This window comes from Streptococcus sp. KHUD_013 (assembly GCF_052588545.1).
Genome location: NZ_CP186264.1, coordinates 211720 through 236105, shown reverse-complemented (window position 1 = coordinate 236105; position 24386 = coordinate 211720). Strand labels below are relative to the sequence as shown.

22 protein-coding genes and 2 tRNA genes are annotated in these 24386 nt (G+C 43.4%); 3 read left to right on the top strand and 21 right to left on the bottom strand.

Annotation, left to right across the window (positions count from 1 at the left end; translation table 11 throughout):
* Positions 1-48: 48 nt before the first annotated feature.
* The 12 genes from ACOXXR_RS01010 to rsgA all read right to left on the bottom strand — a co-directional run bounded on the left by ACOXXR_RS01010 (position 49) and on the right by rsgA (position 15690).
* Positions 49-4845 carry an endo-beta-N-acetylglucosaminidase gene (locus ACOXXR_RS01010; protein ID WP_445278566.1) on the bottom strand — a complete coding sequence of 1599 codons (4797 nt, stop codon included), beginning with the start codon at positions 4843-4845 and terminating at the stop codon, positions 49-51.
* Positions 4846-5073: 228 nt separating this feature from the next.
* Positions 5074-6084, bottom strand: coding sequence for a type I glyceraldehyde-3-phosphate dehydrogenase (gap, locus tag ACOXXR_RS01005; protein ID WP_233331750.1), 1011 nt, complete (start codon positions 6082-6084; stop codon positions 5074-5076).
* Positions 6085-6339: 255 nt separating this feature from the next.
* Positions 6340-8421, bottom strand: a complete 2082-nt coding sequence (gene fusA / locus ACOXXR_RS01000; protein WP_414260069.1) for an elongation factor G — start codon at positions 8419-8421, stop codon at positions 6340-6342.
* 265 nt (positions 8422-8686) lie between these two features.
* A complete protein-coding gene (gene rpsG, locus ACOXXR_RS00995) occupies positions 8687-9157 on the bottom strand; it encodes a 30S ribosomal protein S7 (RefSeq protein WP_003003105.1) in 471 nt (156 codons plus the stop codon).
* Positions 9158-9176: 19 nt separating this feature from the next.
* Positions 9177-9590 (bottom strand): 30S ribosomal protein S12, encoded by a 414-nt coding sequence (gene rpsL, locus ACOXXR_RS00990; RefSeq protein ID WP_001142332.1) that lies wholly within the window; start codon positions 9588-9590, stop codon positions 9177-9179.
* A 216-nt stretch (positions 9591-9806) separates the two neighbouring features.
* Positions 9807-10343, bottom strand: a complete 537-nt coding sequence (locus tag ACOXXR_RS00985; protein ID WP_445278565.1) for a hypothetical protein — start codon at positions 10341-10343, stop codon at positions 9807-9809.
* 22 nt (positions 10344-10365) lie between these two features.
* On the bottom strand, positions 10366-11190 hold the full coding sequence (purR, locus tag ACOXXR_RS00980; protein ID WP_272079841.1) for a pur operon repressor: 825 nt from the start codon (positions 11188-11190) through the stop codon (positions 10366-10368).
* Positions 11191-11316: 126 nt separating this feature from the next.
* Entirely contained in the window at positions 11317-12267 is a 951-nt protein-coding gene (locus ACOXXR_RS00975) for a 3'-5' exoribonuclease YhaM family protein (RefSeq protein WP_129269931.1), read from the bottom strand.
* Positions 12254-13510 (bottom strand): DNA recombination protein RmuC, encoded by a 1257-nt coding sequence (locus tag ACOXXR_RS00970; protein ID WP_445278564.1) that lies wholly within the window; start codon positions 13508-13510, stop codon positions 12254-12256. The genes ACOXXR_RS00975 and ACOXXR_RS00970 overlap by 14 nt, the downstream gene beginning before the upstream one ends.
* A 1-nt stretch (position 13511) precedes the next feature.
* Positions 13512-14177, bottom strand: a complete 666-nt coding sequence (locus ACOXXR_RS00965; protein ID WP_445278563.1) for a thiamine diphosphokinase — start codon at positions 14175-14177, stop codon at positions 13512-13514.
* Entirely contained in the window at positions 14137-14796 is a 660-nt protein-coding gene (gene rpe / locus ACOXXR_RS00960) for a ribulose-phosphate 3-epimerase (RefSeq protein ID WP_445278562.1), read from the bottom strand. The genes ACOXXR_RS00965 and rpe overlap by 41 nt, the downstream gene beginning before the upstream one ends.
* A 15-nt stretch (positions 14797-14811) precedes the next feature.
* A complete protein-coding gene (gene rsgA / locus ACOXXR_RS00955) occupies positions 14812-15690 on the bottom strand; it encodes a ribosome small subunit-dependent GTPase A (RefSeq protein ID WP_445278561.1) in 879 nt (292 codons plus the stop codon).
* Between the two features lie 332 nt (positions 15691-16022).
* On the opposite strand from rsgA, the gene ACOXXR_RS00950 reads away from it, so the two are divergent.
* From ACOXXR_RS00950 to ACOXXR_RS00940, 3 genes are all read left to right on the top strand, one after another.
* Positions 16023-16943, top strand: coding sequence for a CPBP family intramembrane glutamic endopeptidase (locus ACOXXR_RS00950; protein WP_154857216.1), 921 nt, complete (start codon positions 16023-16025; stop codon positions 16941-16943).
* A 119-nt stretch (positions 16944-17062) separates the two neighbouring features.
* Positions 17063-17145, top strand: a tRNA-Leu gene (locus tag ACOXXR_RS00945).
* A 4-nt stretch (positions 17146-17149) separates the two neighbouring features.
* Positions 17150-17238: transfer RNA gene (locus ACOXXR_RS00940), tRNA-Ser, on the top strand.
* Positions 17239-17284: 46 nt separating this feature from the next.
* Here the strand turns inward: ACOXXR_RS00940 and rsmA are convergent.
* The 9 genes from rsmA to rnpA form a co-directional block, all read right to left on the bottom strand.
* On the bottom strand, positions 17285-18160 hold the full coding sequence (gene rsmA, locus ACOXXR_RS00935) for a 16S rRNA (adenine(1518)-N(6)/adenine(1519)-N(6))-dimethyltransferase RsmA (RefSeq protein ID WP_417774951.1): 876 nt from the start codon (positions 18158-18160) through the stop codon (positions 17285-17287).
* Between the two features lie 30 nt (positions 18161-18190).
* Positions 18191-19600: an SseB family protein gene (locus tag ACOXXR_RS00930; RefSeq protein WP_445278560.1), complete on the bottom strand. Its 1410-nt coding sequence runs from the start codon at positions 19598-19600 to the stop codon at positions 18191-18193.
* 130 nt (positions 19601-19730) lie between these two features.
* Positions 19731-20324 carry a ribonuclease M5 gene (gene rnmV / locus ACOXXR_RS00925; RefSeq protein WP_445278858.1) on the bottom strand — a complete coding sequence of 198 codons (594 nt, stop codon included), beginning with the start codon at positions 20322-20324 and terminating at the stop codon, positions 19731-19733.
* Entirely contained in the window at positions 20296-21066 is a 771-nt protein-coding gene (locus ACOXXR_RS00920; RefSeq protein ID WP_445278559.1) for a TatD family hydrolase, read from the bottom strand. The genes rnmV and ACOXXR_RS00920 overlap by 29 nt, the downstream gene beginning before the upstream one ends.
* Positions 21067-21187: 121 nt before the next feature.
* Complete coding sequence (gene rpmH / locus ACOXXR_RS00915; protein ID WP_003003086.1) at positions 21188-21322, bottom strand: 50S ribosomal protein L34; 135 nt, start codon at positions 21320-21322, stop codon at positions 21188-21190.
* A 146-nt stretch (positions 21323-21468) separates the two neighbouring features.
* Entirely contained in the window at positions 21469-22113 is a 645-nt protein-coding gene (locus ACOXXR_RS00910) for an HI_0552 family protein (protein ID WP_445278558.1), read from the bottom strand.
* 86 nt (positions 22114-22199) lie between these two features.
* Positions 22200-23144, bottom strand: a complete 945-nt coding sequence (jag, locus tag ACOXXR_RS00905; protein WP_048715695.1) for an RNA-binding cell elongation regulator Jag/EloR — start codon at positions 23142-23144, stop codon at positions 22200-22202.
* 15 nt (positions 23145-23159) lie between these two features.
* Complete coding sequence (locus ACOXXR_RS00900; RefSeq protein ID WP_048715693.1) at positions 23160-23975, bottom strand: YidC/Oxa1 family membrane protein insertase; 816 nt, start codon at positions 23973-23975, stop codon at positions 23160-23162.
* A gap of 4 nt (positions 23976-23979) precedes the next feature.
* Positions 23980-24321 (bottom strand): ribonuclease P protein component, encoded by a 342-nt coding sequence (gene rnpA / locus ACOXXR_RS00895; protein WP_048690882.1) that lies wholly within the window; start codon positions 24319-24321, stop codon positions 23980-23982.
* Between the last annotated feature and the right edge of the window lie 65 nt (positions 24322-24386).

Genomic DNA, 24386 nt, shown 5'->3' with positions numbered 1-24386 from the left:
ACAAAGGAGGTTTACGATTGAATTTAACTTTTAAAGACTCTTAAAAAGTTACTCTTCTTTCTTCTTGCCAGCTAAGAGGAAGCCACCTAAGGCTGCTAGGAGAACAGCTTCTGCTGCAAAGGAAGCTTCTAGGCTTGCCGTATTTGGCAAGTGTTCTGATTGACTTTCTTTGCTTGCATCTTTTGTTCCTTGCTGAACCGTTGGCTGTGAGTTCGCTCCTTGGTGGGTACTTAACAACTGATGGATCTCTTGATCGACCATATCCTTGTGATCTTCCTCTTGATGACCCGGTTGAGTAGAAGTCGTTGGGGCCAACTGATCCACTTGAGATGAATTTGTAGGCTTCAGTGGATTAGCTGGATCCGGAGTCACTGGAGTACTTGGTTGGACTGGCTGATTTGGTTGAGCCGGTTGAACAGGCTGATCAGGTTTAGCCGGCTCTTCTGGTTGGATCGGTTGATCTGGTCCTTCCGTTTTGGCTGGCTTATAGACAATCGCATAGTGGGTAAAATGAGGAGCTGTAAAGATAACTACATCTCCAACTCTCTCAAAGGCCAAGGATTGAGGTGCTTGACCTTCTGGGAGGAAAAGGACTTGCTCCACTTCTTTATCCTTATCCACAGGGATTTTCACAAGGGATGGATGCTGGGTATCGACATCCTGACCACTTGCATCGACTCCTTCGATATCAAAGATAGTCGCTTCTCGTCCCTTCAGCTCTTCTTTTTCTGCCTGATTGGCTTCAACTTTCGCGACTTTTAGTCCCTTAATAGCAGTAGGCTCCAAGTTAGAGAATTGAACTTCGACTCCAGTCGCAGGGTCTACAAAGACAGCCGGCTTATCTTCTTTCAGGAGCGCAATCAAGGTTTCTAAACCTGTTTTTGCGGTTGCGAGCGCTTCAGGAGTGAGTTCTGAAGAGTCTAGGAGTTCTTTATTTTTCTCAACCAGTGCCTGTAAAGCGTCACCAGAAGGGTGATTTGGCTTGCTTGCTAATAGAGCAGTCGCTTCCTCTGTCAGAGCAGAAAGAGCGTCTTTCTCTTTGACTAGATTAGCTTGTCCATCCAAGGCTTTCAAGAGAGCGGTCAATTGATTCAACTGCTCATTGACTTGATCTTGTGTGCTGGTATCATGCTCTTTCAAGACTTTTTCAGAAGCAGCCATTCCAGCCAACAAGGCTTCTTTGACTTCAGGACTGGCAAATGTAAAGTCTACTTTGGCTTTTGCAGCTTCAGCTTCAGCCAATTTTTGCTTGAGGTATTCATCGTTGAGAGCTGGTTTTGGATTGACAAGGACATCAAAGCTTGTGCTAGCTCCTTTGTAATGGATGGTAATGGTTTGACGGCCTTCCTTGCTCGCATCAAATCCAGTTACTTCTACACCTTCATCTGTCAAGGAGTGCGTCTCAGTTGTTTCATCATCAAAGACAACTGTGAAGCGTCCGCCTTCTTTCTCCAATGCTTCTCCGACGATATATTCTACTTTTGGTTTGTCGGTCAATTCTAGACCAGCAACTGCTTTTTCACCTGCTTCCTCTGCACTGACCACAAAAACAGTGAGAGTCTTATCCAGTTTCTGACCAAGGTAAGACACTTCTAGGTGTTGTTCTCCAAGCTTGCTACTGTCAAATCCATGAATCTCTACACCTGAGTTGGTGAGGTTGACCAGTTGATCTGCTTGGCCATCTTTATAATGAACTCGGAGAGTCGCCCCTTTCAAGGAAAGAGCATCCCCTTGTCGGTAAACCTTCTTGGTCAAACCATCTTCAAATTGAAGTCCCGCAATTTCTTTATCATTTTTTGGAACTTCGATCGCTAGAACATTACTGATATCTTTGCCAGGTTCTTGCGCACGATAGTAGAGAAGAGATGGGGTTGATTCAAAAGCCAGTGGTTTAAAGATCAGATTTCCAGCTTGATCGGCTGTCATGGTCGCAATTGGACTGGTCGCTTCTTTATCGGCATAAAGAGTCAGTGTGGTATTGGCCGGAACATCTTTGAAGCCGACTTGGACAAAATGATTGCCCAAGTTTTGCGCTGCAGCATGTTTCATCGGGATGTTGACCGTTTCCGTATCCAGACTTTCATACATCTTCCAGTTGTAAATCCGGATGGCTTGCCATGGGGTTCCGTTATCTGCCGTAATGACATGGAGACGCCATTCTTGAGCCTTGATTGGATGGTCGAGTGTAATGTCGGACACATGGGCTTTATTGCCACGAACTTCTTTGGCTAATTTCCACTCACCAGCTTCGTCCTTGTAGTAAAGGTCGAAGTCACGGGTATTCATCTTGCCATCGTCGACAGATTCTCCACCCGCACCGGCATGGTCCATGACCCAACGAACAATGGTCCGTGGTTGTGTCAAGCGAATATCGACGGTTCCACTCAATTGAGCAGAAGACCATTTATCTGAAAGACTGGTAATGGTACCATTTAACATACCTTCGATGCCTTCACTACCATCCGCATCTGGGAAGCTCGAACCGATCACTTTGGCTCCAATCACCACGTTTGGTGCTAGAGCTTTTGGAAGACTGGTATCTGACACGGTCATACCCCAATCAAAGGCTACAGTTCCTGCATCTGAACGTTGGCCGTTCTTCCCAACTGCCACAACCTTGAGGTCCTGCGTCTTTCCTTCAGCACTTGCTGAACGGCTAACTTTTGGTAGATAGACGGTTGTCGCAGAAGACCCTGTTAAGAGACGCCAGTTGTCGCCGTCTTTTTCATAGACTTCATAATAATCTGCGTCCGCAACCCCTTTAAAATTAAGGACAGCCTCCGCTTCCTGGGCATTTTGCAGGCGTTTTGCCCGAACAGTCACTTCAGATGGGGCTACTGGTTTTTCTTGGTTGGACGTAATCGACAATTGACCGAGGTTGAACTTGTAATCTTTGACATCTGCATCATGATCAAAGAACATCTTAACGGCATAAATGGTCTTACCCGCCAAGCCTCCCAAATCAAAGGTTTGAGTTGACCAATCCGCACTCGGTGTCAATTCCTTCCATTCGTATTCAGAGTAGTCTTCTTTTGTGGCAACAGCTACCCAAGCAGCAGCTCCGACCCCACCCTTGTGAGAGACGCTCAACTTGGTCGTTTCTGTCACAGGGATCTTGGTCGAATAGAGCATAACATTTTGACTGCTATTGGCTTTTAAATCTCCCTCAAAGGCTAGAGAGTTCCCTCCATTGTAGGCTTGATCAAAATCATAGCGACCTTTTAATGGCGTACTATCTTCACTATGCTCTACCCACCAGCGCCATGTTGGAAGGTAGCCAGAAACAGAACGGTAGTTCCACTCCCCTTCTTTAGAAATCTTGCCATCCACAAACCAATGTTTGCCGTGGCCTGTATTAAAGGATGTATTAAAATCAGCACTTGTAATTGGAGTTTTATCCACTACTAGATTGGACATCCCGTACCAAGATTGGTCTGCTGGTTTTCCTTTGGTTGGATCCCCTTGGAAACCAGTCCAGAATAGATCTTCATGGGTATGGTAACCTTCTCCTGTCTTTCCTAGACCTGTAATGGTATCAGGTGCATAAAGCCCAAGAGATAGACGCAACTTGCCATGCTCATCTAGAATCGCATTCCAGTCGACATTGGTCTTATAAGAACCTCCTTTTTGAAGTTCGAGACCCGCTAAAACATCATAAGGATTGCGGTTAATCCATTTGGCTGTACTAATCGAATAATCAACTTCTGATTTGCCCCAGTTAAAGTTGGCAAAGAAGGTATCCACAGGATTTTCCCCGTTTTCAGGTTGCATGAAATTGTAGTTGTACTCACCCAGTGCATTTTCATGGTAGCGACCATATTCATAAGTCATGGCATCATACCAAGAATACTTGATCGGATAGTTGACGCTCTTCGCATATTCCTTGGTATAAAGAAGGAAATCTCTTAATTTTGGCCCCAAAGGCTCTACTAAGTTCCCTGTTGTTTCTTGGTTGATAAAGTAACCATCGAAACCATAGTACTTGGCTAAATCAACCAATTTACGAGCAATCGGGAAGGTTTTTGAGCCTTCACTATCTTCTTTCAAGGTTTCTGCAAAGCGCTCTTGATCCTTGATGCTACTAGACCAGTTGTAAAAGAGTGTTCCGTAAATGGGAACCCCATTTCGGTGGGCCGCATCAATCACATCTGCTGAAGGGACAAGTCCTTCCCAAAAGACCATAGAATCCAGATATTGCCAGTAATCAAAAGCATAGGCCTTAAACTCTTCCCCACCGACGGAAGCATGATCCTTAGCCTTTGAGTTCATGTTAGAAAGGGCCTGGATCTTTGCATCTGGGTTGGCTTGCTCGTTGATTTGCTTCCCTTGAAAACGACTCGCAAGTGGGACGCTTGCTCTGTTCATATCGTCATCCACTCGTTTTCCTGGTTCCCACTTCAACAAATCGTCCCAAGTATCAAACTTGACCTCTTTCGGTCTTAATTGTTTTTCTTCATTGGTTGGTAAATCTTCCACTTTTTCTGCAGCTACTTTTGGTTGTTCCGTCGCTGAAACGGCTGGAGTATCTGTCGTCGTCGGGCTAGCTTCTGTGCTAGCAGGACCAGCCTCTGTCGTAGCTGGAGTTGCCTCCTCAACTGGTTTTGCTGTTTCTGCAGTTGGCAAAGCAGCATCTGCAGTGTAGACTCCCGCTTCTCTGATCAAACGATTGACATCTTCCGTATTTGCTGTGGAAGCTTCTAAGGGTTGTTCATTAGTCGCATGCGTCTCATCTGCTGAGACAGCCCCCGTTCCTAAAAATGCCAATCCAATCAATGCAGAACAAACTCCCACACTAAACTTTCGGATACTAAAACGTTGTTGTTTTTCAAATTGATGACCTTTCATCTTGACCTCCATCTTATTTTACTGATTTCCAATCTCCTAAAACACTCCTCCTTCACTCGCGTGCAATCGCTTACATTTTTTTGAATTGGAAATCTTCACTCAGATTTAGTTTACCCCTTTAAAGAGAGGTCTGTCAATTCATTTTAGCAAATCCTATAATAAGGTGAGGAGGAACTAAAAAAAGTACAAAAAAAGAGGAGGTTACCCTCCTCTCATCATACAGATGAATTATTTAGCAATTTTTGCGAAGTATTCAAGAGTACGAACAAGTTGTGCAGTGTAAGACATTTCGTTGTCATACCATGAAACAACTTTAACCAATTGTTTACCGTCAACGTCAAGAACTTTAGTTTGAGTTGCGTCAAACAATGAACCGTAAGCCATACCTACGATATCTGAAGATACGATTGGATCTTCTGTGTAACCGTATGATTCGTTAGATGCTGCTTTCATAGCTGCATTTACTTCATCAACAGTAACGTTCTTTTCAAGAACTGCAACCAATTCAGTAACTGATCCAGTTGGAGTTGGAACGCGTTGTGCAGATCCGTCCAATTTACCGTTCAATTCTGGGATTACAAGACCGATAGCTTTAGCAGCACCAGTTGAGTTAGGAACGATGTTAGCTGCACCAGCGCGAGCACGACGAAGGTCACCACCACGGTGTGGTCCGTCAAGGATCATTTGGTCACCAGTGTAAGCGTGGATAGTAGTCATCAATCCTTCTACAACACCGAAGTTATCTTGAAGAGCTTTAGCCATTGGAGCCAAGCAGTTTGTAGTACATGAAGCACCAGAGATAACTGTTTCAGTACCATCAAGAATGTCATGGTTAGTGTTAAATACAATTGTTTTAACGTCGTTTCCACCAGGAGCAGTGATAACAACTTTCTTAGCTCCACCTGGGTGCAAGTGTTTTTCAGCAGCTTCTTTCTTAGCAAAGAAACCAGTTGCTTCAAGAACGATTTCTACACCGTCGTTAGCCCAGTCGATTTGTTCTGGATCACGTTCAGCAGAAACTTTAACGAATTTACCGTTAACTTCGAATCCACCTTCTTTAACTTCCACAGTACCGTCGAAACGACCTTGAGTTGTGTCATATTTCAACAAGTGTGCAAGCATAACTGGATCTGTAAGGTCGTTGATGCGAGTAACTTCAACACCTTCTACGTTTTGGATACGACGGAAAGCAAGACGACCGATACGACCGAAACCGTTAATACCAACTTTAACTACCATTCGTGATTTCCTCCTTATGAAAATCAAAAAATTTTTTATGTGAAAAGAGTAACTTGATAGGTTACAAATCATCTTTCAACAATATTATTATATACTTTCTTCCCCTAAAATGCAACTGATTTCATTAGGATTAGAAATATTACACAAACTTTCATATTCATTTTCACTATCTCTTATGAGGAAGAGGCCTTAAGTTCTTTTCGAATCAAAAAAAGCTTTCCTCATAGGAGGAAAGCTTTTAGCTAGACGGTAAAATTATGCTTCACCTTTAGCTTTTTTAATGATTTCTTCTTGTACTGATTTCGGTACATCTTCGTAGTGGTCAAATACCATCATGAAAGTACCACGTCCTTGAGTTGCAGAACGAAGGACAGTAGCGTAACCGAACATTTCAGCAAGTGGTACATAAGCACGAACGATTTGGCTTGCACCATGTGCTTCCATACCGTCTACACGTCCACGACGAGCAGTTACGTGACCCATAACATCCCCAAGGTTTTCTTCAGGAACTGTGATGGTTACAAGCATCATTGGTTCAAGGATAGCTGGTTGTGCTGATTTAGCTGCTTCTTTAAGAGCAAGAGATGCCGCGATCTTGAAGGCAGTTTCAGATGAGTCGACATCGTGGTATGAACCATCGTAAAGCTTAGCTTTCACGTCAACCATTGGGTAACCCGCAAGAACACCGTTCGCCATAGATTCTTGAAGTCCTTTTTCTACTGCAGGGATGAATTCACGTGGAACCACACCACCGACGATCGCATTTTCGAACTCGAATCCTTTACCTTCTTCGTTTGGAGTAAATTCGATCCAAACATCACCAAACTGACCTTTACCACCAGATTGACGTTTGAAGAATCCACGTGCTTGTGTAGAAGCGCGGAATGTTTCACGGTATGATACTTGAGGAGCACCAACGTTTGCTTCAACCTTGAATTCACGTTTCATACGGTCAACAAGGACATCCAAGTGCAACTCACCCATACCAGAGATAACTGTTTCACCAGTTTCAGGGTTAGTTTCAACGCGGAATGTTGGATCTTCTTCAGCTAATTTTTGAAGGGCGATACCCATCTTATCTTGGTCTGCTTTAGATTTTGGCTCAACCATCAATTGGATAACTGGTTCTGGAACTTCGATTGACTCAAGGATAATTTTCGCTTTTTCATCTGTCAATGAGTCACCAGTTGTTGTATCTTTCAAACCAACAGCAGCTGCGATATCTCCAGAGTAAACTGTTTCGATTTCCATACGAGTGTTGGCGTGCATTTGAAGGATACGTCCGATACGTTCACGTTTACCTTTAGATGTGTTCAATACGTAAGAACCTGAGTTCAAGACACCTGAGTAAACACGGAAGAATGTCAAACGACCTACGAATGGGTCAGTCATGATCTTGAAGGCAAGAGCTGCAAATGGCTCTTCATCAGATGCTGGACGTTCTTCTTGTTCGTCTGTATCTGGGTTGATACCTTTAATCGCTGGGATATCAAGTGGGCTTGGAAGGTAGTCAAGGACTGCATCCAACATCAATTGAACCCCTTTGTTCTTGAAGGCAGAACCACACAATACTGGGAAGAATTCAACATTGATAGTTGCTTTACGGATAGCAGCCTTCAATTCTTCGTTAGTGATTTCTTCACCTTCAAGGTATTTCATCATCAAGTCTTCATCAGTTTCAGCAACTGCTTCAACCAATTTTTCACGGTATTCTTGAGCTTGGTCAAGGTATTCAGCTGGGATATCTTCTTCAAGAATGTCTGTACCAAGGTCGTTGGTGTAGATTTCAGCTTTCATCTTGATCAAGTCGATGATTCCACGGAAGTCATCTTCTGAACCGATTGGCAATTGAATTGGGTGTGCGTTTGCTTGAAGACGATCATGAAGTGTGCTTACTGAGTAAAGGAAGTCAGCACCGATTTTATCCATCTTGTTCGCAAATACGATACGAGGAACACGGTATTCAGTTGCTTGACGCCAAACTGTTTCTGTTTGAGGCTCAACACCTGATTGTGAGTCAAGAACCGTTACAGCACCGTCCAAAACGCGGAGTGAACGTTGTACTTCGATAGTGAAGTCCACGTGTCCTGGTGTATCGATGATGTTAACACGAGTGTCTTTCCATTGAGCGGTTGTCGCAGCAGATGTGATAGTGATACCACGTTCTTGTTCTTGCTCCATCCAGTCCATTTGTGACGCACCTTCGTGAGTTTCACCGATTTTGTGAATCTTACCAGTGTAGTAAAGGATACGCTCAGTTGTAGTTGTTTTACCAGCATCGACGTGGGCCATGATACCGATATTACGAGTTTTTTCAAGTGAAAATTCGCGTGCCATGAGGTTTTGTTCTCCTATATTTTTTATTTCTATACTATTATAACATGATTTAACAAAAACGGATAGGCAGGACCTACCCGTTCTCATTGTTTATCCTGTTTGGTTTAGCTGATTTGAGCTCAATTGAACTCGGGCTAAAGTTAGTTAGCCGATTTGAACCCGAGCGATGCCCTATGCAAAAAAGATAAACTGCTTTGTGTTCATCGAACACTGCATCAGTTTCCTATTTTTGCATAGGGCCTTTTGCGCTCTTGGTATCTTAATCTTACCAGCGGAAGTGTGCGAAGGCACGGTTAGCTTCAGCCATACGGTGAGTGTCTTCACGTTTCTTAACTGCTGCACCAGTGTTGTTTGCAGCATCCAAGATTTCTTTAGCAAGGCGGTCAACCATTGTGTGCTCACCACGTTGACGAGCGATGGTTACCAACCAACGAAGTCCAAGTGTTGTACGACGTTCTGGACGAACTTCAACTGGGACTTGGTAGTTAGATCCACCAACACGACGTGCACGTACTTCAAGTACAGGCATGATGTTTTCCATTGCTGTTTCAAATACTTCAAGCGCGTCATTTCCAGTAGCTTCTTTGATTTGCTCAAAAGCACCGTAAACGATTGAAGCTGCTGTACCACGTTTACCATCAAGCATAACGCGGTTGATAAGACGAGTAACTAGTTGTGAATTGTAAAGCGGATCTGGCAATACATCGCGCTTTGGAGCTCTATTTTTACGACTCATTTCTCTTTATCCCCTTTCCTTATGCTTTTGGACGTTTCGTACCGTATTTAGAACGGCCTTGTTTACGATCGTTAACACCTGCAGTATCAAGTGCACCACGGACGATATGGTAACGTACCCCTGGAAGGTCTTTTACACGTCCACCGCGAAGAAGCACCACGCTGTGCTCTTGCAAGTTGTGTCCGATACCTGGGATGTAGGCAGTAACTTCGATCAAGTTGCTCAAACGTACACGAGCGAATTTACGAAGGGCAGAGTTAGGTTTTTTAGGTGTCATTGTTCCAACACGAGTTGCAACACCACGTTTTTGTGGTGAAGAAACGTTTGTTTGAACTTTTTTATGACTGTTGTAACCAACGTTCAAAGCTGGTGATTTAGATTTTTCTACTTTTGATTTACGCGGTTTGCGAACCAATTGGTTAATTGTAGGCATCTACATTCTCCTGTATTTTTTTATTTTTGGTGATGATACACTTGGTGACAGCTATCATCTGTGTGTACTTTTGCAACATTTGTCAGCACGTCCCTGTACACTCTTGAGAGACCAAAAGTAAAAAGTACCGTCTATTATTGTAACATAGCGGTACTTTCACTGTCAAGATTTTTTTCTCTTTTTTGCACGATTGCTTCTTCTTAAAATCGCGCTAGATTATTGTTCAGTTTGTTGCGTTACAGCTGGTGTGGTAGCATTCGAAACCTGAGGAACCTCATTGGACTGATACTGAGGGACTTCTGCGGGAACGACTTGTTGAGGTTGAACTGTTTGGCTAGGTTGATTCGTATCAGTTGATTGAGTATTCTGATTGGTTTGCATTCCGTAATAGTCTACAATGTACTGAATACGAGCTTGAAAGGCCTGTTTCTTGGTTTCGTCCTTCACTTTTTCTACAGCCTCTTGCGCAGCGGTTAAGGTTTCTTGAGTTGCTGTGGTTTCAAAATGAGCGACTGCTTTTTCAGCAACTTCAAGAATTTTCGCTTCCTCTTCTTCTTTGGCTTTTTTAGGATCTTTCTTCTTAATAGGAAGAGAACCTGTTTTTTTGGTTTCTTGTTTTACCACTGTGACCTGGTCTGCAGAATTTTTACGAACCGTATAAAGCCCACCGACAAGAACTCCAGTCAAGATGAATATCGTTGCCAATCGAAGCCATAGGGGACTACGATCAAAACGGTCTAAAATTGTTTTCATTTTCCTTTCTCCCTCTCCAGCCTTAGTTCTTATCGAAAATATTTCCGATTTCTACATCAATTTTATTTTCTGCTACATCAATGTTGGTCACACGTAGAAGTGACTTGTGATCGAATAAATCTTTACTTCTAGCCGAAGCATTGTCCGCAAAAATAGCGACTCCTGCCAACTCTGAATCGAACTCAGCTAAGAGGCTAACCATCCCACTGATCGTTCCCCCTCCTTTAAGGAAGTCATCGACAATCAGGACACGGCTTCCAGCTTTCAAACTACGTTTGGATAGGAACATTTTCTCAATCCGATCGCCACTGGAACCAGATACGTAGTTGACACTGACCGTTGAGCCTTCTGTAATTTTCAAATCGCGTCGTACAATGACAAAAGGAACATTTAAGACATTGGCTACCGCGTTTGCTAATGGGACACCCTTAGTGGCCACCGTCATGACTGCATCGATTTTTTGATCTCGGAAGGCTTTGGCAATAATGCGCCCAATATTATTTAAGATTTTTGGATCACTTAGCAAATCCGAAAGGTAGATATACCCACCTGGTAAAATCCGGTTGCTTTCTGACAATTGATTGCACAAATTTTGGACAATTTCTTTTGAATCTGCATCCGAAATCGATGGAGTAAAAATAACCCCTCCACCTGCACCGGTAAGAGTTTCAATGCTTCCAATTTCCATTTCTTCAAAGGCCCGTTTAATAATGACAATGTCCTCAGAAATAGATGATTTGGCAGATTCGTATTTTTCGGCAAATGTATTTAAACTCGTCAATTCGTAGGGATGATTAATCAAGTAATTCGAAATCACAACCATCCGCTCACTTCTTCTTAGCTTCATTTTCTCTCCACATAGTTTTTTTATTGTATTATACCATATTATACCAAAAAACGAACATTGTTAGTCTCACAACATTCGTTTTTGGTTTTTTTACTAACAAACCAAGAGCAGGTTATGGCGGGTTTATTAGGAATCTTTTAAATTTGGCTTATAGAAGGAGCGATTGTCCAAGGCAAAAATCTTATTGGTCATTTCACCAGGGCCTACTAAAGCTAAGGCAGAAGTCATCATCATCATTTCTGCATCTAGGTTATCAATCATATGAATGATCTCGGCTTCCATGATTTTTGGACGAACCGGGCTACCATATTCTAGTAGACCATGGTGACTCAAAATCACATGGCGCAACACAATCACATCTTCTTTTTGATCGTCAATCTTTAACTCTTGTAAGACCTTGGTAATTTCTTCATCGATTAGAGCGATATGCCCGATGAGGTTTCCTCGAACTGTATACTCTGTATTTTCAGGCCCCGATAGCTCTAGTACCTTGGCAAGATCATGGAGCATGATGCCGGCATAGAGGAGACTCTGGTTTAATTGAGGATACACCTGAGAGATGCTCTCAGCCAAACGAACCATGGTGGCTGTGTGATATGCTAAGCCAGTCTCAAAAGCATGGTGGTTGGTTTTGGCCGCAGGATAAGAGTAGAACTCTTTGTCATACTTGCTGTATAGCGCCCGCACCACTCGTTGCCAAACTGGATTTTCTATTTTGAAAATCATCCCTGATAGGTAATCTTTCAAATCGACTGGATTTACCGGAGGTTTTTCCTTAAAGTCTGCTGGATTTGATGGCTCCCCACTTTGAGGCAACCGCAAGGTCAACTGGTTGACCTGAGGCGTATTGTTGTAGACCTCCCGACGGCCACTCATATGAACCACACGCCCAGCCTGAAATTGCTCCACATTATGTGGCTGAGCATCCCACAATTTTCCTTCGATTGTGCCTGTCTCATCTTGGAAGACAAAGGCAAGATAATTCTTTCCAGCACGTGTCTGACGAACATCTGCTGACTTAATGAGGTAGAAGCCTTCAAACAATTCGTCTTTTTTCATTTGATTAATTTTGACCATCATTTTCTCCATCTTCTAAATTCAATAGGCTTGCTATATCTAGATTCTCTGACGTTTCAATGTTTCGGAGTGTGCGCTCGATAGCATTTGTTCTTCGGTTTAAGAGGTCATCAATGTTGCCAGAGGCATGCTTCAACTGCCGTTGGGTCTTTTCTAAAACGCCTCCAAATTTTTGGAACTCCGTCTTGACGGATGCAAGGACCTTGCTAATATCATCCGCACTTCGTTGAATATTCAGGGTCTTAAATCCAACCGATAAGGAATTTAACAAGGCTGAAAGCGTACTTGGCCCCGCGACGACAATCTGCTCCTCTCTTCGGAGGCGATCAAAGAAGGCTGGGTCGCGGACCACTTCTGAATAGAGCCCTTCCGTCGGTAAAAAGAGAATCCCAAAATTAGTAGTGGCAGGTGGATAGAGGTATTTTTGATGAATGTCCTTGGCAAATTGTTTGATACTAGCCAATAGGAGTTTACGACACCGTTCAATCTCCTCTTTCTCCCCACTTTCATAGGCTTCTTCCAGTCGGTAATACCCCTCCAGAGGAAACTTAGAATCGATTGGCAGATAGACGTATTCCCCTCTGACCTGACCAGGCATCTTGATGGCGTACTCGACGCGTTCGCTGGAATGGGGAACTGTTACAAACTCTCTTTCATATTGGGCGGGAGTTAGGATATCTTCAATGATCTGGCCGAGTTGGAGTTCTCCCATAATCCCACGGGTTTTCGTATTAGAAAGAACCTTATTGAGACTTCCTACATCTCTAGCGACCGTCTGCATTTCCCCAAGACCTTTATTGACCGACTCCAATTGTTTGGAGACCGTCTCAAAGGAGGTTTGAAGACGACTATGCAAGGTTTTTTCCAACTTTTCTTCGACCGTTTGACGCATCTGCTCCAACCGCAAATCATTGGAAGCTTGAATCTGTTGCATCCGCTCGTCCGTTTTGTCTCGGTTTTTAGTGAAATTCTCAGCAAGTTCTGCTCGTAAAGCAGTCGTTTGCTGATGCATTTCTGTCCGTAATTCCATAAGACGGTCACTGATCGCCATCTCTATCTGCTGGCCAGTGATTTGCTGAGCTTGTCGCTCTCTCTCAAATCGGTAATCCAGCTGATCCGAAAGATGATCTTCTTGGTCCTCCAGTAAGTCACGGACCTGTTTGTTATCAGCTGTCCGTTGCTGGTAGAGCAAGAAGAGCAAGACAAGATTTCCCACTCCTAATACAAAAAGGATTAATTCCATCTTATTTCCCATCCTTGCTATAAATGATAAGGGCGTAGCCTCGATCAATGGTTAAGGTAATCGGCTGATTGATAAACTCGTTGGACCCATAAATAGCCTTTTTAAAATAATTGGTCTGATTTAAGGGATACTTAGCTCCTTCAATCTGGATGGAAGCTCCCTCAACTGGCATAAAAGCTACATAGGTATAGCCTGCTATAGGCAGAATGGTATGGCGACCTGCTGGACGGTAGCAGAGATAATTTTGTTGGTCCATCAAGTAAAGTTGCGACATAAAGGGTGCAATCTCTGGATCGCTGGGCAGAAAAACGCTGGCCAAGTGGTGATCCAGGCGACCACCAAAGGCTCCAAAAATCCGAATTTCCGCTTGAGGCCAACCTTCTAACACTTCCTTAATCGCCAATTCCAGATCCGTATCATTTTTTTCTGCTACCGAAGTCCGTAATGCGTGAGCCGCAGATTGAATACTCTGGAATTCTTCTGGCTCGACCGAGTCAAAATCTCCAACTGCTAAAGATAGTTCCAATCCTTGCTCTAATAGGAAAAGGCAACCTGCATCCACCCCGACATAAACATCCAAGTCTAGCGGAATGGTTTCCACTCGGCCTCCAGCTACAATCGCAACCTTAGTCTTGGACGGCTGCTCGAAGGGTTTGAACTCGTTCATTCACATCTCCATTAAACACATAGGAACCTGCTACAAAGACGTTTGCCCCTGCTTCTTTCGCAGCGTGAATCGTCTTATCATCAATTCCCCCATCGACTTCAATATCGAAATCCAAGCCTTTTTCTTCACGCAATTGAACCAATTGACGAATCTTATCCATGGTTTCTGGCAGGAAGGCTTGCCCACCAAATCCTGGGTTGACAGTCATGACAAGTACTTGATCTACCAAGTTCAAGATGTGTTGGATACTTTCAACAGGGGTTCCTGGATTAATGACCACACTTGGTTTCACCCCTGCCAAACGAATTTTTTGAAGGGCACCATGGATGTGTGGAGTCGCTTCGACGTGAATGCTAATGATATCTGCTCCGGCACGCGCAAACTCTTCAATATGTTGCTCAGGATTGGTAACCATCAAGTGGCAGTCAAACACTAGCTTGCTGTGAGGACGCATACTAGCAACTACACCAGCACCAAAGCTGATATTAGGCACAAAGTGGCCGTCCATCACATCGATGTGGGCGTACTCCGCACCAGATGCTTCCAATTTCTTCAATTCACTTTCAAAATTTGCATAATCTGCACTCAAAATAGAAGGGGCTAATTTGTTTGTTTTCATATTCTTCAGGTCTCCTTATTTGGGTAATTTTTTCGATACTTTTTTGTAGGTTTCTCGCCTATTTTCGATCTCGCTCAAAAACTGTAAGTAATTCTCATAGCGGAAGGAAGCTATGATCCCTTCCTCGACAGCAGGCTTAACAGCACAGGATGGTTCATGTGTGTGGGTACAAGTACGGAACTTACAATCCTGGCTCACCTTGGCAATGTCTGGAAAAGCATGATTGAGATCTTCCGCATTATCGACTTCATAATCTAGAGAGGAGAAGCCAGGGGTATCCGCAATTTTGCCCCCATTGAGATCATAAAAACTGACAGCTCGCGTCGTATGGCGGCCGCGTCCAAGACTGTCGGAGATTTCTCCTGTCTCTAATTCCAAATCCGGAGCCAAGGTATTCAAGAGGGTGGATTTCCCCACTCCTGTTTGGCCCATAAAGACCGTCACCTGATCCTTCAAGAGAGGCAAGAGCTCTTCCTTGTCCGTGACAAAGTCATAGCCCATTTTGCGATAGACTTCCTGGAAAGGAAGCATCTGAGCTGGATCTTCTAGTAAGTCCATTTTTGAAATATAGACAATCGGATGAATCACTTTTTGTTCCAAGAGGACTAAAAAGCGGTCCAATAAATTAACATTAAAATCTGGCTCTTTGGCAGACATGATGACGACAGCCTGATCTATATTCACAATGGGTGGACGGACTAAGCTATTCTTTCTTGGGAATATTTTTAAAATATAGCCTTCCGAATTTTCTTCAGCTGAAAATTCTACCTTATCTCCAACATAGGGAGTTTGTCCCTTTTTCCGGAAATTTCCTCGGGCGCGTGTTTGGTAAATTTCTCCCTCGCACTCCACATAATAAAAACCGGCCAAGGCTTTAACAATCGTTCCTTGCAACTAGCACTCCTTTAAAGTTAATACTACCATTATATCAAAAAATATACGATAGCGCTTGCTGACTTGGAGATGAAAAAGAGGAAGTTATTTCATTTTTTTGAGTAAGATGCAGGCAAGGGGTTGTAAACGTTTTCAGATAGGTTTATAATAGAGGAGAAGGACATAATATATATGCCTATCGTGGGAAGTCCAAACTATTTTATAGAAAGGAAGTGACGGAGACTGATACATTTCTTGACGAAGCTACCTGATTAGTAATGAAAGAAGCCCTCTTTTTGGTGCCTGATTTCTGACTTTCTTACTAATCCCTGCCAGTTATAAGGAGGTCCTTTATGAGTTTTTCATTTCTTTCCAAGAGTAACCCTCTCGTTTCTAATGTAAAGAAAGGGAAGTTTTTAACCCCTTGGTTTTTAGCTCCCTTTATTCTCTATTACATCACCCAGTACATGTCTCCGATCAGTACTGCTTCCACAAACTTCTTTTTGAACAAACAAAGTTGGATTCCCGACTGGTGGAATATTCTGGATCTTTTGTCCTTTCTCTACACCATCATCGCCTTCTTCCTCTGGGTGAAACTCATTGAAAAACGACCGGTTCGAACCATGGGCTTTTCCAAAGGAAATGGTCTCTCCGAATTCGCTAAGGGGGTCTTGGTCGGCGCCATTATGATTACTACGGTCTTAATCGTCTTCTTCATCACTGGTGATGTCCGTTTCGATCGTATTCAATTTAGTCTTCCTTTCCTCGTATCTTGGATCTTGGTTCTGATTGGCTATATTTTTCAAACGGCAGCCGAAGAAATTTATATCCGTGGTTGGTTGATTCCAATTATTTCTTACCATAAGAATGCTTACTTAGCCATCCTCATTTCTTCTACCATGTTCTCCTACTTCCACTTGAACAACAACGGAGCTTCCTGGCTTTCAACAGTTCACCTCTTCGTTTTCGGTCTCTTCACAGCAGTCTATGCCTTGAAGAGAGGAAATATCTGGGGACCTTGTGGCTTCCACTTCGCTTGGAACTTCATCATGGGAAATGTCTACGGCTTCCATGTCAGTGGCTTTGATAGTGAATCCTCTCTGATGTACTTCACAACTTCAAACCGGACCTTTATCACAGGTGGTGAGTTTGGACCTGAAGGTGGGATCCCTGGCTTAGTCGTCTTTCTCCTTGCTCTCTTGTGGGCCATCTTCCTTCTCAAAGATACCTCTGCAGAACAAGAAGAACTCTACCCTCAACTGAGCTATGAATAAGTAAAAGAAAGAAAAGGCTGGATTTACCCAGCCTTTTTCTGTTTCCTCTATAGGTTCGATAAAAAGAAACATGCTATTTTTTCTTGGCATTTCTTTTAAAAAGAGTATAATAGAACTATGCGGAGGTGGTGGAACGGCAGACACGCATGCTTCAGGCGCATGTGCCTCTTCGGGCGTGAGGGTTCAAATCCCTTTCTCCGCATCTTGGAAAGGTGGCCCAGCTCGGTACGGCACCGGACTCGAAATCCGGCAAGTGGATTTTCTTCACGCGCGGGTTCAAATCCCGTCCTTTCCTTCTACAACTAAAAAAGACATGAGCTTCATATCTCATGTCTTTTCTATTATTTGATCCCGGCTTCTAGAAGACCGTCTGCCAAGCGGGCGAAGTCTTCTAAGCTAAGGGCTTCTCCTCGTACAGAAGGTTGCAGGCCTGCAGCTTGGATCCCTGCTTCCAATTTGGCTTTGATTTCTTCGGTCTTGCCAAAGCGACTGGTCAAGTTGTTCCAAAGCGTTTTGCGACGGTGGACAAAGCTAGCCTTGCTGACAGAGAAGAAGAAATCTTCATCCTTGACGGCTACTGCTGGTTCTTCGCGACGCACCATCTTAAGGATGGCAGAATCAACGTTTGGCGCTGGCACAAAGACGGTGCGAGGCACGATAAAGGCTACTTTAGCGGTCATATAGTATTGGACTGCAATGGACAAAGACCCGTAAGCCTTGGTATTAGGTTCGGCTGAAATGCGATCTGCCACCTCTTTTTGCATCATGACCACAAATTCTTGGAAAGGAATTTTAGACTCGATCAAGTGCATGAGGATGGGAGTCGTGATGTAGTAAGGAAGGTTGGCCACCACCTTGATCGGAAGCTCTGGATTTTTAAACTCTGCGATGTACTGGTTGAGATCCACTTTGAGGATGTCTTGGTTGACAACCGTGACATTGTCAAAATCCCGCAAGGTATCCGCTAAGATAGGAACCAAGCGGTCATCAATCTCAAAGGCCATCACTTCTGCGGCATTTTCTGCCAAAAACTCAGTGAGAGCTCCAATTCCAGGACCGATTTCGATGACATTGACCTGCTTATCAATCTCAGCAGTATCCACAATCTTTTGAAGGATGTTGGTATCGGTCAAGAAGTTTTGACCGAAGGATTTTTTAAAGGTAAAGCCGTGACGCTCTAGCACTGCCTTTGTCACGCTATAATCTGCAATTCTCATTTTTTCTCTTTTCTAATATTGAAAGGTTTTCTAATCTTGTGCTCTTCCTTCTTGTTCCTCACTAAGCTTTTGCATGTCTCTAAAAGCTGTTAGGCTAACATAGGCACCTGCTTCATAGTATTCAGTTGGGTTTATGGCATAGTCAAAGCCTTCAATTATGCCTCCAGCTTCTTCAATCATACCATTCCACTTTTCATCAAAGACCATTCGCAGACGTTTCCAATCAGTAAATACTGGAACAGAATTTCTGCCATTTTTGCCTTCTTTGACTGGAATGTTAAAACTAGAATCTTTTTCCAAGACAAAGGAGTTTCCTTCCTGACTATCGCCCTTAAATTCCGAAGCTGCATCTAAAGGCAATAGGAATTTTGCTTTAGGCATAGCTTCTGAGAAGAACTTATAATAGAGTTTATAAAGTAATTCTTGCTCTTCCGTAATCGGATAATCTAGTTGCCCCATCAACAGCATCCATCTTACCAAGTCAGGGTTCATTACAGGAACTTGTATTTCTGGCAAATTAGAAAAATCTGGTTTTTGAACCAAGGCTGAGGCACTGATGCTAACTTCCTTGGAATTAAAGATTGCTCCCAAGGCACCATTTAAGTAAAAGGCTGTCCCAAGGAAATTCTCAATCCCTTTTTTATCTTCCGTATTTTCAATCAGTTTTACGACTGAGTTTGGTCGACTATCAATGGTTTCCTTGAATTGGCGATACCAAGATGGTGTCAAAAGCATAATCATGGGATCCGTGCAAAGATAGCCCTCTTCTCCCCTGTCATAGGCCGTTGAAAAAAGATAGGGTTCGCCTGTTTTTTCTGAATATACTGCATAAACTGAATCTGCTGCTAACAGCTTGTCCTTGACGATTTCCGCTAGACGTTCCAACTTACGAGTGTTGGCTTGATAGCTTTCTTCACTTTCAGTTTCCTGATTTTGACGGCATTTCCATAAAAAGAGACGTGAAATCTCTACGCTATCATCAAGGCTAGCTGCCAAATAGTCTTCATTAGTCAATTGCCCCTCTTGGATGGCTACAAAAGCACGATAAAGAGCATCTGAATAGCTAGATAATTTTTGCTCTTCCTCAACACCTGAACTAAAGAGCACACTTCCTTTTTTCAATTTATCCAAAGAAGGATTCCTATCAACCACTAGATGTGCGAGAACTTGATCCGTTAGAATATCTGCATCTTTGTTTTGACTGCTGAGTTTTTTAACCTCTACAGTACCAAGACTTTCCATTCCTTGGTCAGGATTGCAGAACTGCAACTGATCTCCAACCTTGATACTACCCTCTAGACTCCCAACAATCAATAATTGGTTCGTTTCCTTCATCGGGAACAAATCTAGAACACCCACACAAGCATTGACTTTCGTTTCTATCGTTTCCTTACTTTCCCCAGTTGCTTCTGTCTTTTTTAAAAAATCAAAGATTCCCATAACTTTTCCTCATTGTCTCCACTCAAGTTAAATCTTATGGAGTTATTTTTCTAATGCTTGTTACTAAGCCTGATTAAACCGTATATGATTACTTCTATTGTGTCACATTCCCCTTACATTTGAGGTCCACTTAGTTATTATCATATGTTTTCATGAAATCTTCAACTTCCGCTAATGTTACCCCAAACAACTCCAAGCGTTTGAGCAGTTGTTTGCCATTGCAGTAACCGATGCGCAAGGCTTCTCCTAGATATTCCCGCCGTTTGCGACTGTCACTGCCCATCAGCAGGCCGAGTCGCATCAGATCTGATTTGGTAATATCAAAGAAATGCTCATCTTCATAGGAGCCCACCAGTCCAGCAAGGGCTTTTTCTAAGTCTTCAAAGCTGGCATGCTCGACTCCCAAGGAACGGCCCTTGGTTTTTGATTTGGGCACTGCTTCGCCACGATTTAAAAAGGCATGCTTGGCCTGCGGAATTTCTTGCATGATGATCTTACGAATGCGCTCCCCATTGTAATCCGGATCCGTAAAGACAATGACTCCACGCAACTCTTGCAAGGTGGCAATTCGCTCGAGGTCATCCTGATTAATGGCGGATCCACGTGTCTCATAGGTATCCACCTCATAATAGCGTTTCAGATTGGCCGTATCGTCCTTGCCTTCAACAACAATCACTTCTGGTATTTTTCTTTTTTCAGTCAAGGCCAAATACCTTTCTCGCATTGTCATAGGTGGCTTGAGCTACTTCCTCTGTCGTCAAACCACGTAGTGTTGCAATATGATCCACTACATAGCGGGTGTAGGCTGTTTTATTTTCCCGGCCCCGCTTAGGAACTGGTGCCAGATAAGGGGCATCTGTCTCAACCAAGATCTTATCAAGCGGAAGGCCAGCTGCCGCTTCTTGGATATCTGTCGCCTTCTTAAACGTCACCACTCCAGAGAAGGAAATCATCATTCCCAGATCCATGAAACGTTTGGCTTCTTCAAGACTACCGGAGAAGGAGTGCATGATTCCACCGCGCGGGCCCACTCCTTCACTCTTGATAATGGCGTAGGTATCTTCGAGAGCATCACGCGTATGCACTACAAAAGGCAAGTCCAAGTCCTTAGACAGTTGGATCTGACGGCGAAAAACCTTTTCTTGAACGTCTTTTGGTGCCGTCATCCAGTGGTAATCGAGACCGATTTCTCCTAAGGCGACAACTTTAGGATGTTTCAACTGCTCCACTAGATAAGCCTCTACCTCAGGACTATAGTCGCCCGCCTCAGTGGGATGCCAACCAAGTGTGAGATAAACTTCCGGGTACTGGTCGGCCAAGGCTATTGCTCGTTCGATGGTTGGTTTGTCAAAGCCAACAACATTGTGGGCATGGACTCCCAGCTCTTTAGCTAGTTCTAATTCCTCTTTTTCTCTCCCTGCAAACTCTTCAACGTTGAGGTGAGTATGGGTATCAAAAATCTGCATATGGATCCTTTTCTACGATTTTTCTCATTCTATTATAACAGAAAGCCTAGCTGAATACACTTTTGGCAAAACAAAAACCAGTAGTCTCGAGTTTCTACTGGTTTTTAGTTTTTTATCTGAATTACGCAGCCAAAACTTTGCGTCCTTTACGACGACGAGCTGCCAATACGCGACGACCGTTTTTAGTTGCCATACGGTGACGGAAACCATGTTTGCGCGCACGACGAAGTTTACTTGGTTGATAAGTACGTTTCACGATGAATACCTCCTCATAGATTTTGTATTCGTTTAGCCGGCTATAATGTGATCAGTTACTAAACATACTTTACTATTCTATCTGATTCAAGGCTGTTTGTCAATAGCTATGAAAAATTTGTTGGGGCAGGTTCAATGATACCGCTTTTATTGGGCATCTCCTTCTATCCTTTGACGAGTCGCTTCATAGTAGGGAAGCAAGCTAGCCATTCCTTTTTTTAATTCCTCAAGAATGGCATCTCGACTCGTCGCTTGCGATAGATTGACATCGACTTTTACCAAGACCTTTCGGACCTGGCCAGTTTCCACACCTTTGTGAAGTCTCAAGCGATTGACTTCTGTCCCTTGGAATCGTTGACTGACACCTTCTATTTGGGCGAAGTAATAGACTGGCGAAAAAACCGGAAGAGTTAAAACGCGGTTCTGCTTTTGTAGACTCTCCTCATTCTTCTTGCGTTCGATAAAACTTACTTCCAGGGACACACCAAAGTCCTTCGCATCTCCATAAAGTCGCAAGGCAAACATCGGATCCTGGATCTCTCCCTCTCCTTGGAGATAAGCCCAAAAATGAGGGCGAAGAATTTGAGCTTGATTCATCCACTGACTGGTCCGATCTTGTTTTAAATTCGGAAAGTGCTTCTGAAAATCGCTGACCAAGTGGGTGAATTCCTGCCGAGCTTCTTGCCCTAACTCGCGATACTCTACCATTCGCTCTGCATCCTCACCAGCTTTAGCAGGGGCTAGGTACTTGATCCCCTGACAATTCAAAAAGTCTCTCATCTTACTATACATTTTGGTCTTCCTTTCCCAAATAGAAAAGGAGAGAGCAAGCTTACACCCCTCTCTCCCTTTTGAAATTTTCCTTTTTAGACGGCAGATTAACCTTCAATATCGACGACAACGTAACGATTTGGTTCTTCTCCTTCAGAATAGCTGGTGACTCCATCCATTTTCGATACGATGCGGTGGATGATCTTGCGTTCACTATTAGACATTGGATCTGTATGTTGCGCTCGACCTTCTTCTAGAGCACGACTTGCCAATTTTTGCGCATAGCTTTGAAGGACTTCTGCACGGTGTTCAACATAATCATTAACGTTGATCGCAATGTAGAAATTCTTAGAATACTGATTGTAAAGGTAGTTCTGTGCCAACAATTGAAGGGCCTTGAGAACTTTCCCGTGGTAGCCAATGACACGACCTGGCTCATTGGTATCAATCTGCATATTGATAGTGCGACGATTGTAGCTGCTTGAGATGCTAGCTTCGACATCCATTTCATCAATAACAGTTTGAACATAGGAAGTGACATCAGAGACAACCTTTTCAATGTCATAGCTTTCTTCTACTTCAATGCCCAAGCCAGCAAAATCAGACGTTTGGCGTGACTCAGCTTCGTTAAGACTTGAATCGAGAATCTCTCCATGACCTTGTTCTTCAAGAATGGTTTCAGGAGCCTTCTCATGTTTGAGAATCTCAGCCTTCACTTCTTCAGAAACTTCTTGGCCTTCTTCTTCAACTTTCTTAATCGCTGCTACCACACGCCCCAAATCAACAGTCTCTTCACTGACACTCTTGACAGGTTCGTTTTGAGCATTAATTTCCTCAGGAACTCCCTTAACAGCTTGTTGATTGGCTTTTGTCACTGTAGTTTCTGCAATTGGTTCGATGTCTACCACAGCTGGCTTCTTACCAAAGAGACCGAGGAACCCTTTCTTTTCACGAGAAACGACAGTAATATGTGCTTTCATGCGCGGGATATCTAATTCTTTCAAACCATTTTGAATGGCTTCTTCAACATTGACTCCTGTATATTGGACCATCTGTCAAACTCCTTCTTAGTTTTTCTTTTTCTGTGCTTTGTTAAATGCACGTCGTTTTTGTTTTTCTAGATCTTTGATTGCCTGTTGCTCTGCTTCACGCGCCGCAATAATCTTAAATGGATTGTTCAATAGGTAAGTTTGCCCAACTTGGTAAGCATTGGAAACTACCCAGTAGAGAGCAACCCCGCTGGCTGAGTACATAGCGAAGAAGAAAATCATCACGGGCATCGCATACATCATGGCTGTCATTCCACCATTTTTTTCTGGCATGGCTTTGTTGCTCAACCAGGTGCTAAAGAAGGTGAAGACGGCTGCCAAAACTGGCAAAATAAAGGTTGGGTCTGTTGCGCTCATATCCAACCAAAGAAAATGACCGACTTTTAGGAATTCTACCCGACTCAAGGCTTGGAACAAGGCCATCAAGACTGGCATTTGTACAAGCAATGGCAAGAAGGCAGAGGAAGTCTTGACACCTTTTTCTTTGTAGAGGGCCCGCATTTCTTCTGACATGCGAGTGCGGCTTTCCAAATCCTTCCCAGGATACTTGGCCTGGATTTCTTTTACAAGTGGCTGAATCTCCTGCATTTTGCGCGAGGAGGTCATTTGGTATTGGAAAACTGGCAAGAGAATGGTCCGAATCAAGAGAGTGAAGAGGATAATCCCGACTCCGATGTTTCCCCCAATAGAAAGGAAACGAATGACTTCTGCAAAGAAGTAAACGAATTTTTCCCAAACTCCTGATGATTGGGAAGTCACTTCAGACGTTCCACAGGCTGTTAATAAAAGGAGGGCCCCTCCGAGTAAGCTAGCTACTTTTAGTTTCTTTTTCACGTAATTACCTTTCCTGACGATAGACTTGCGCTAATTTTAATACATGGACTAGATTTTTTTCGACCTGATCAAAATCCAGTTCTTCAACTCCCTTTCGAGCAATCACAACAAAATCATCTGCCACAAGATGATCCTGGTGCTTCATTAAAACATGACGAATCAAGCGCTTGATTCGGTTGCGTGTCACAGCATTTCCTAGTTTTTTACTCACGGATAAGCCGACACGGAAATGGGGCTGCTCTTGTGGCAAACGGTAGATGACAAATTTTCTATTTGCACAATTCTTGCCGCTTTTAAAAATGGCATTGAAATCTTTTTCTCGCTTGACACGATAGCTTTTTCTCAAACTCCCACTCCCTCTTTTAAATTTATTCTATTATACCATAATTTCAAAAAAAACCAACGACCTTC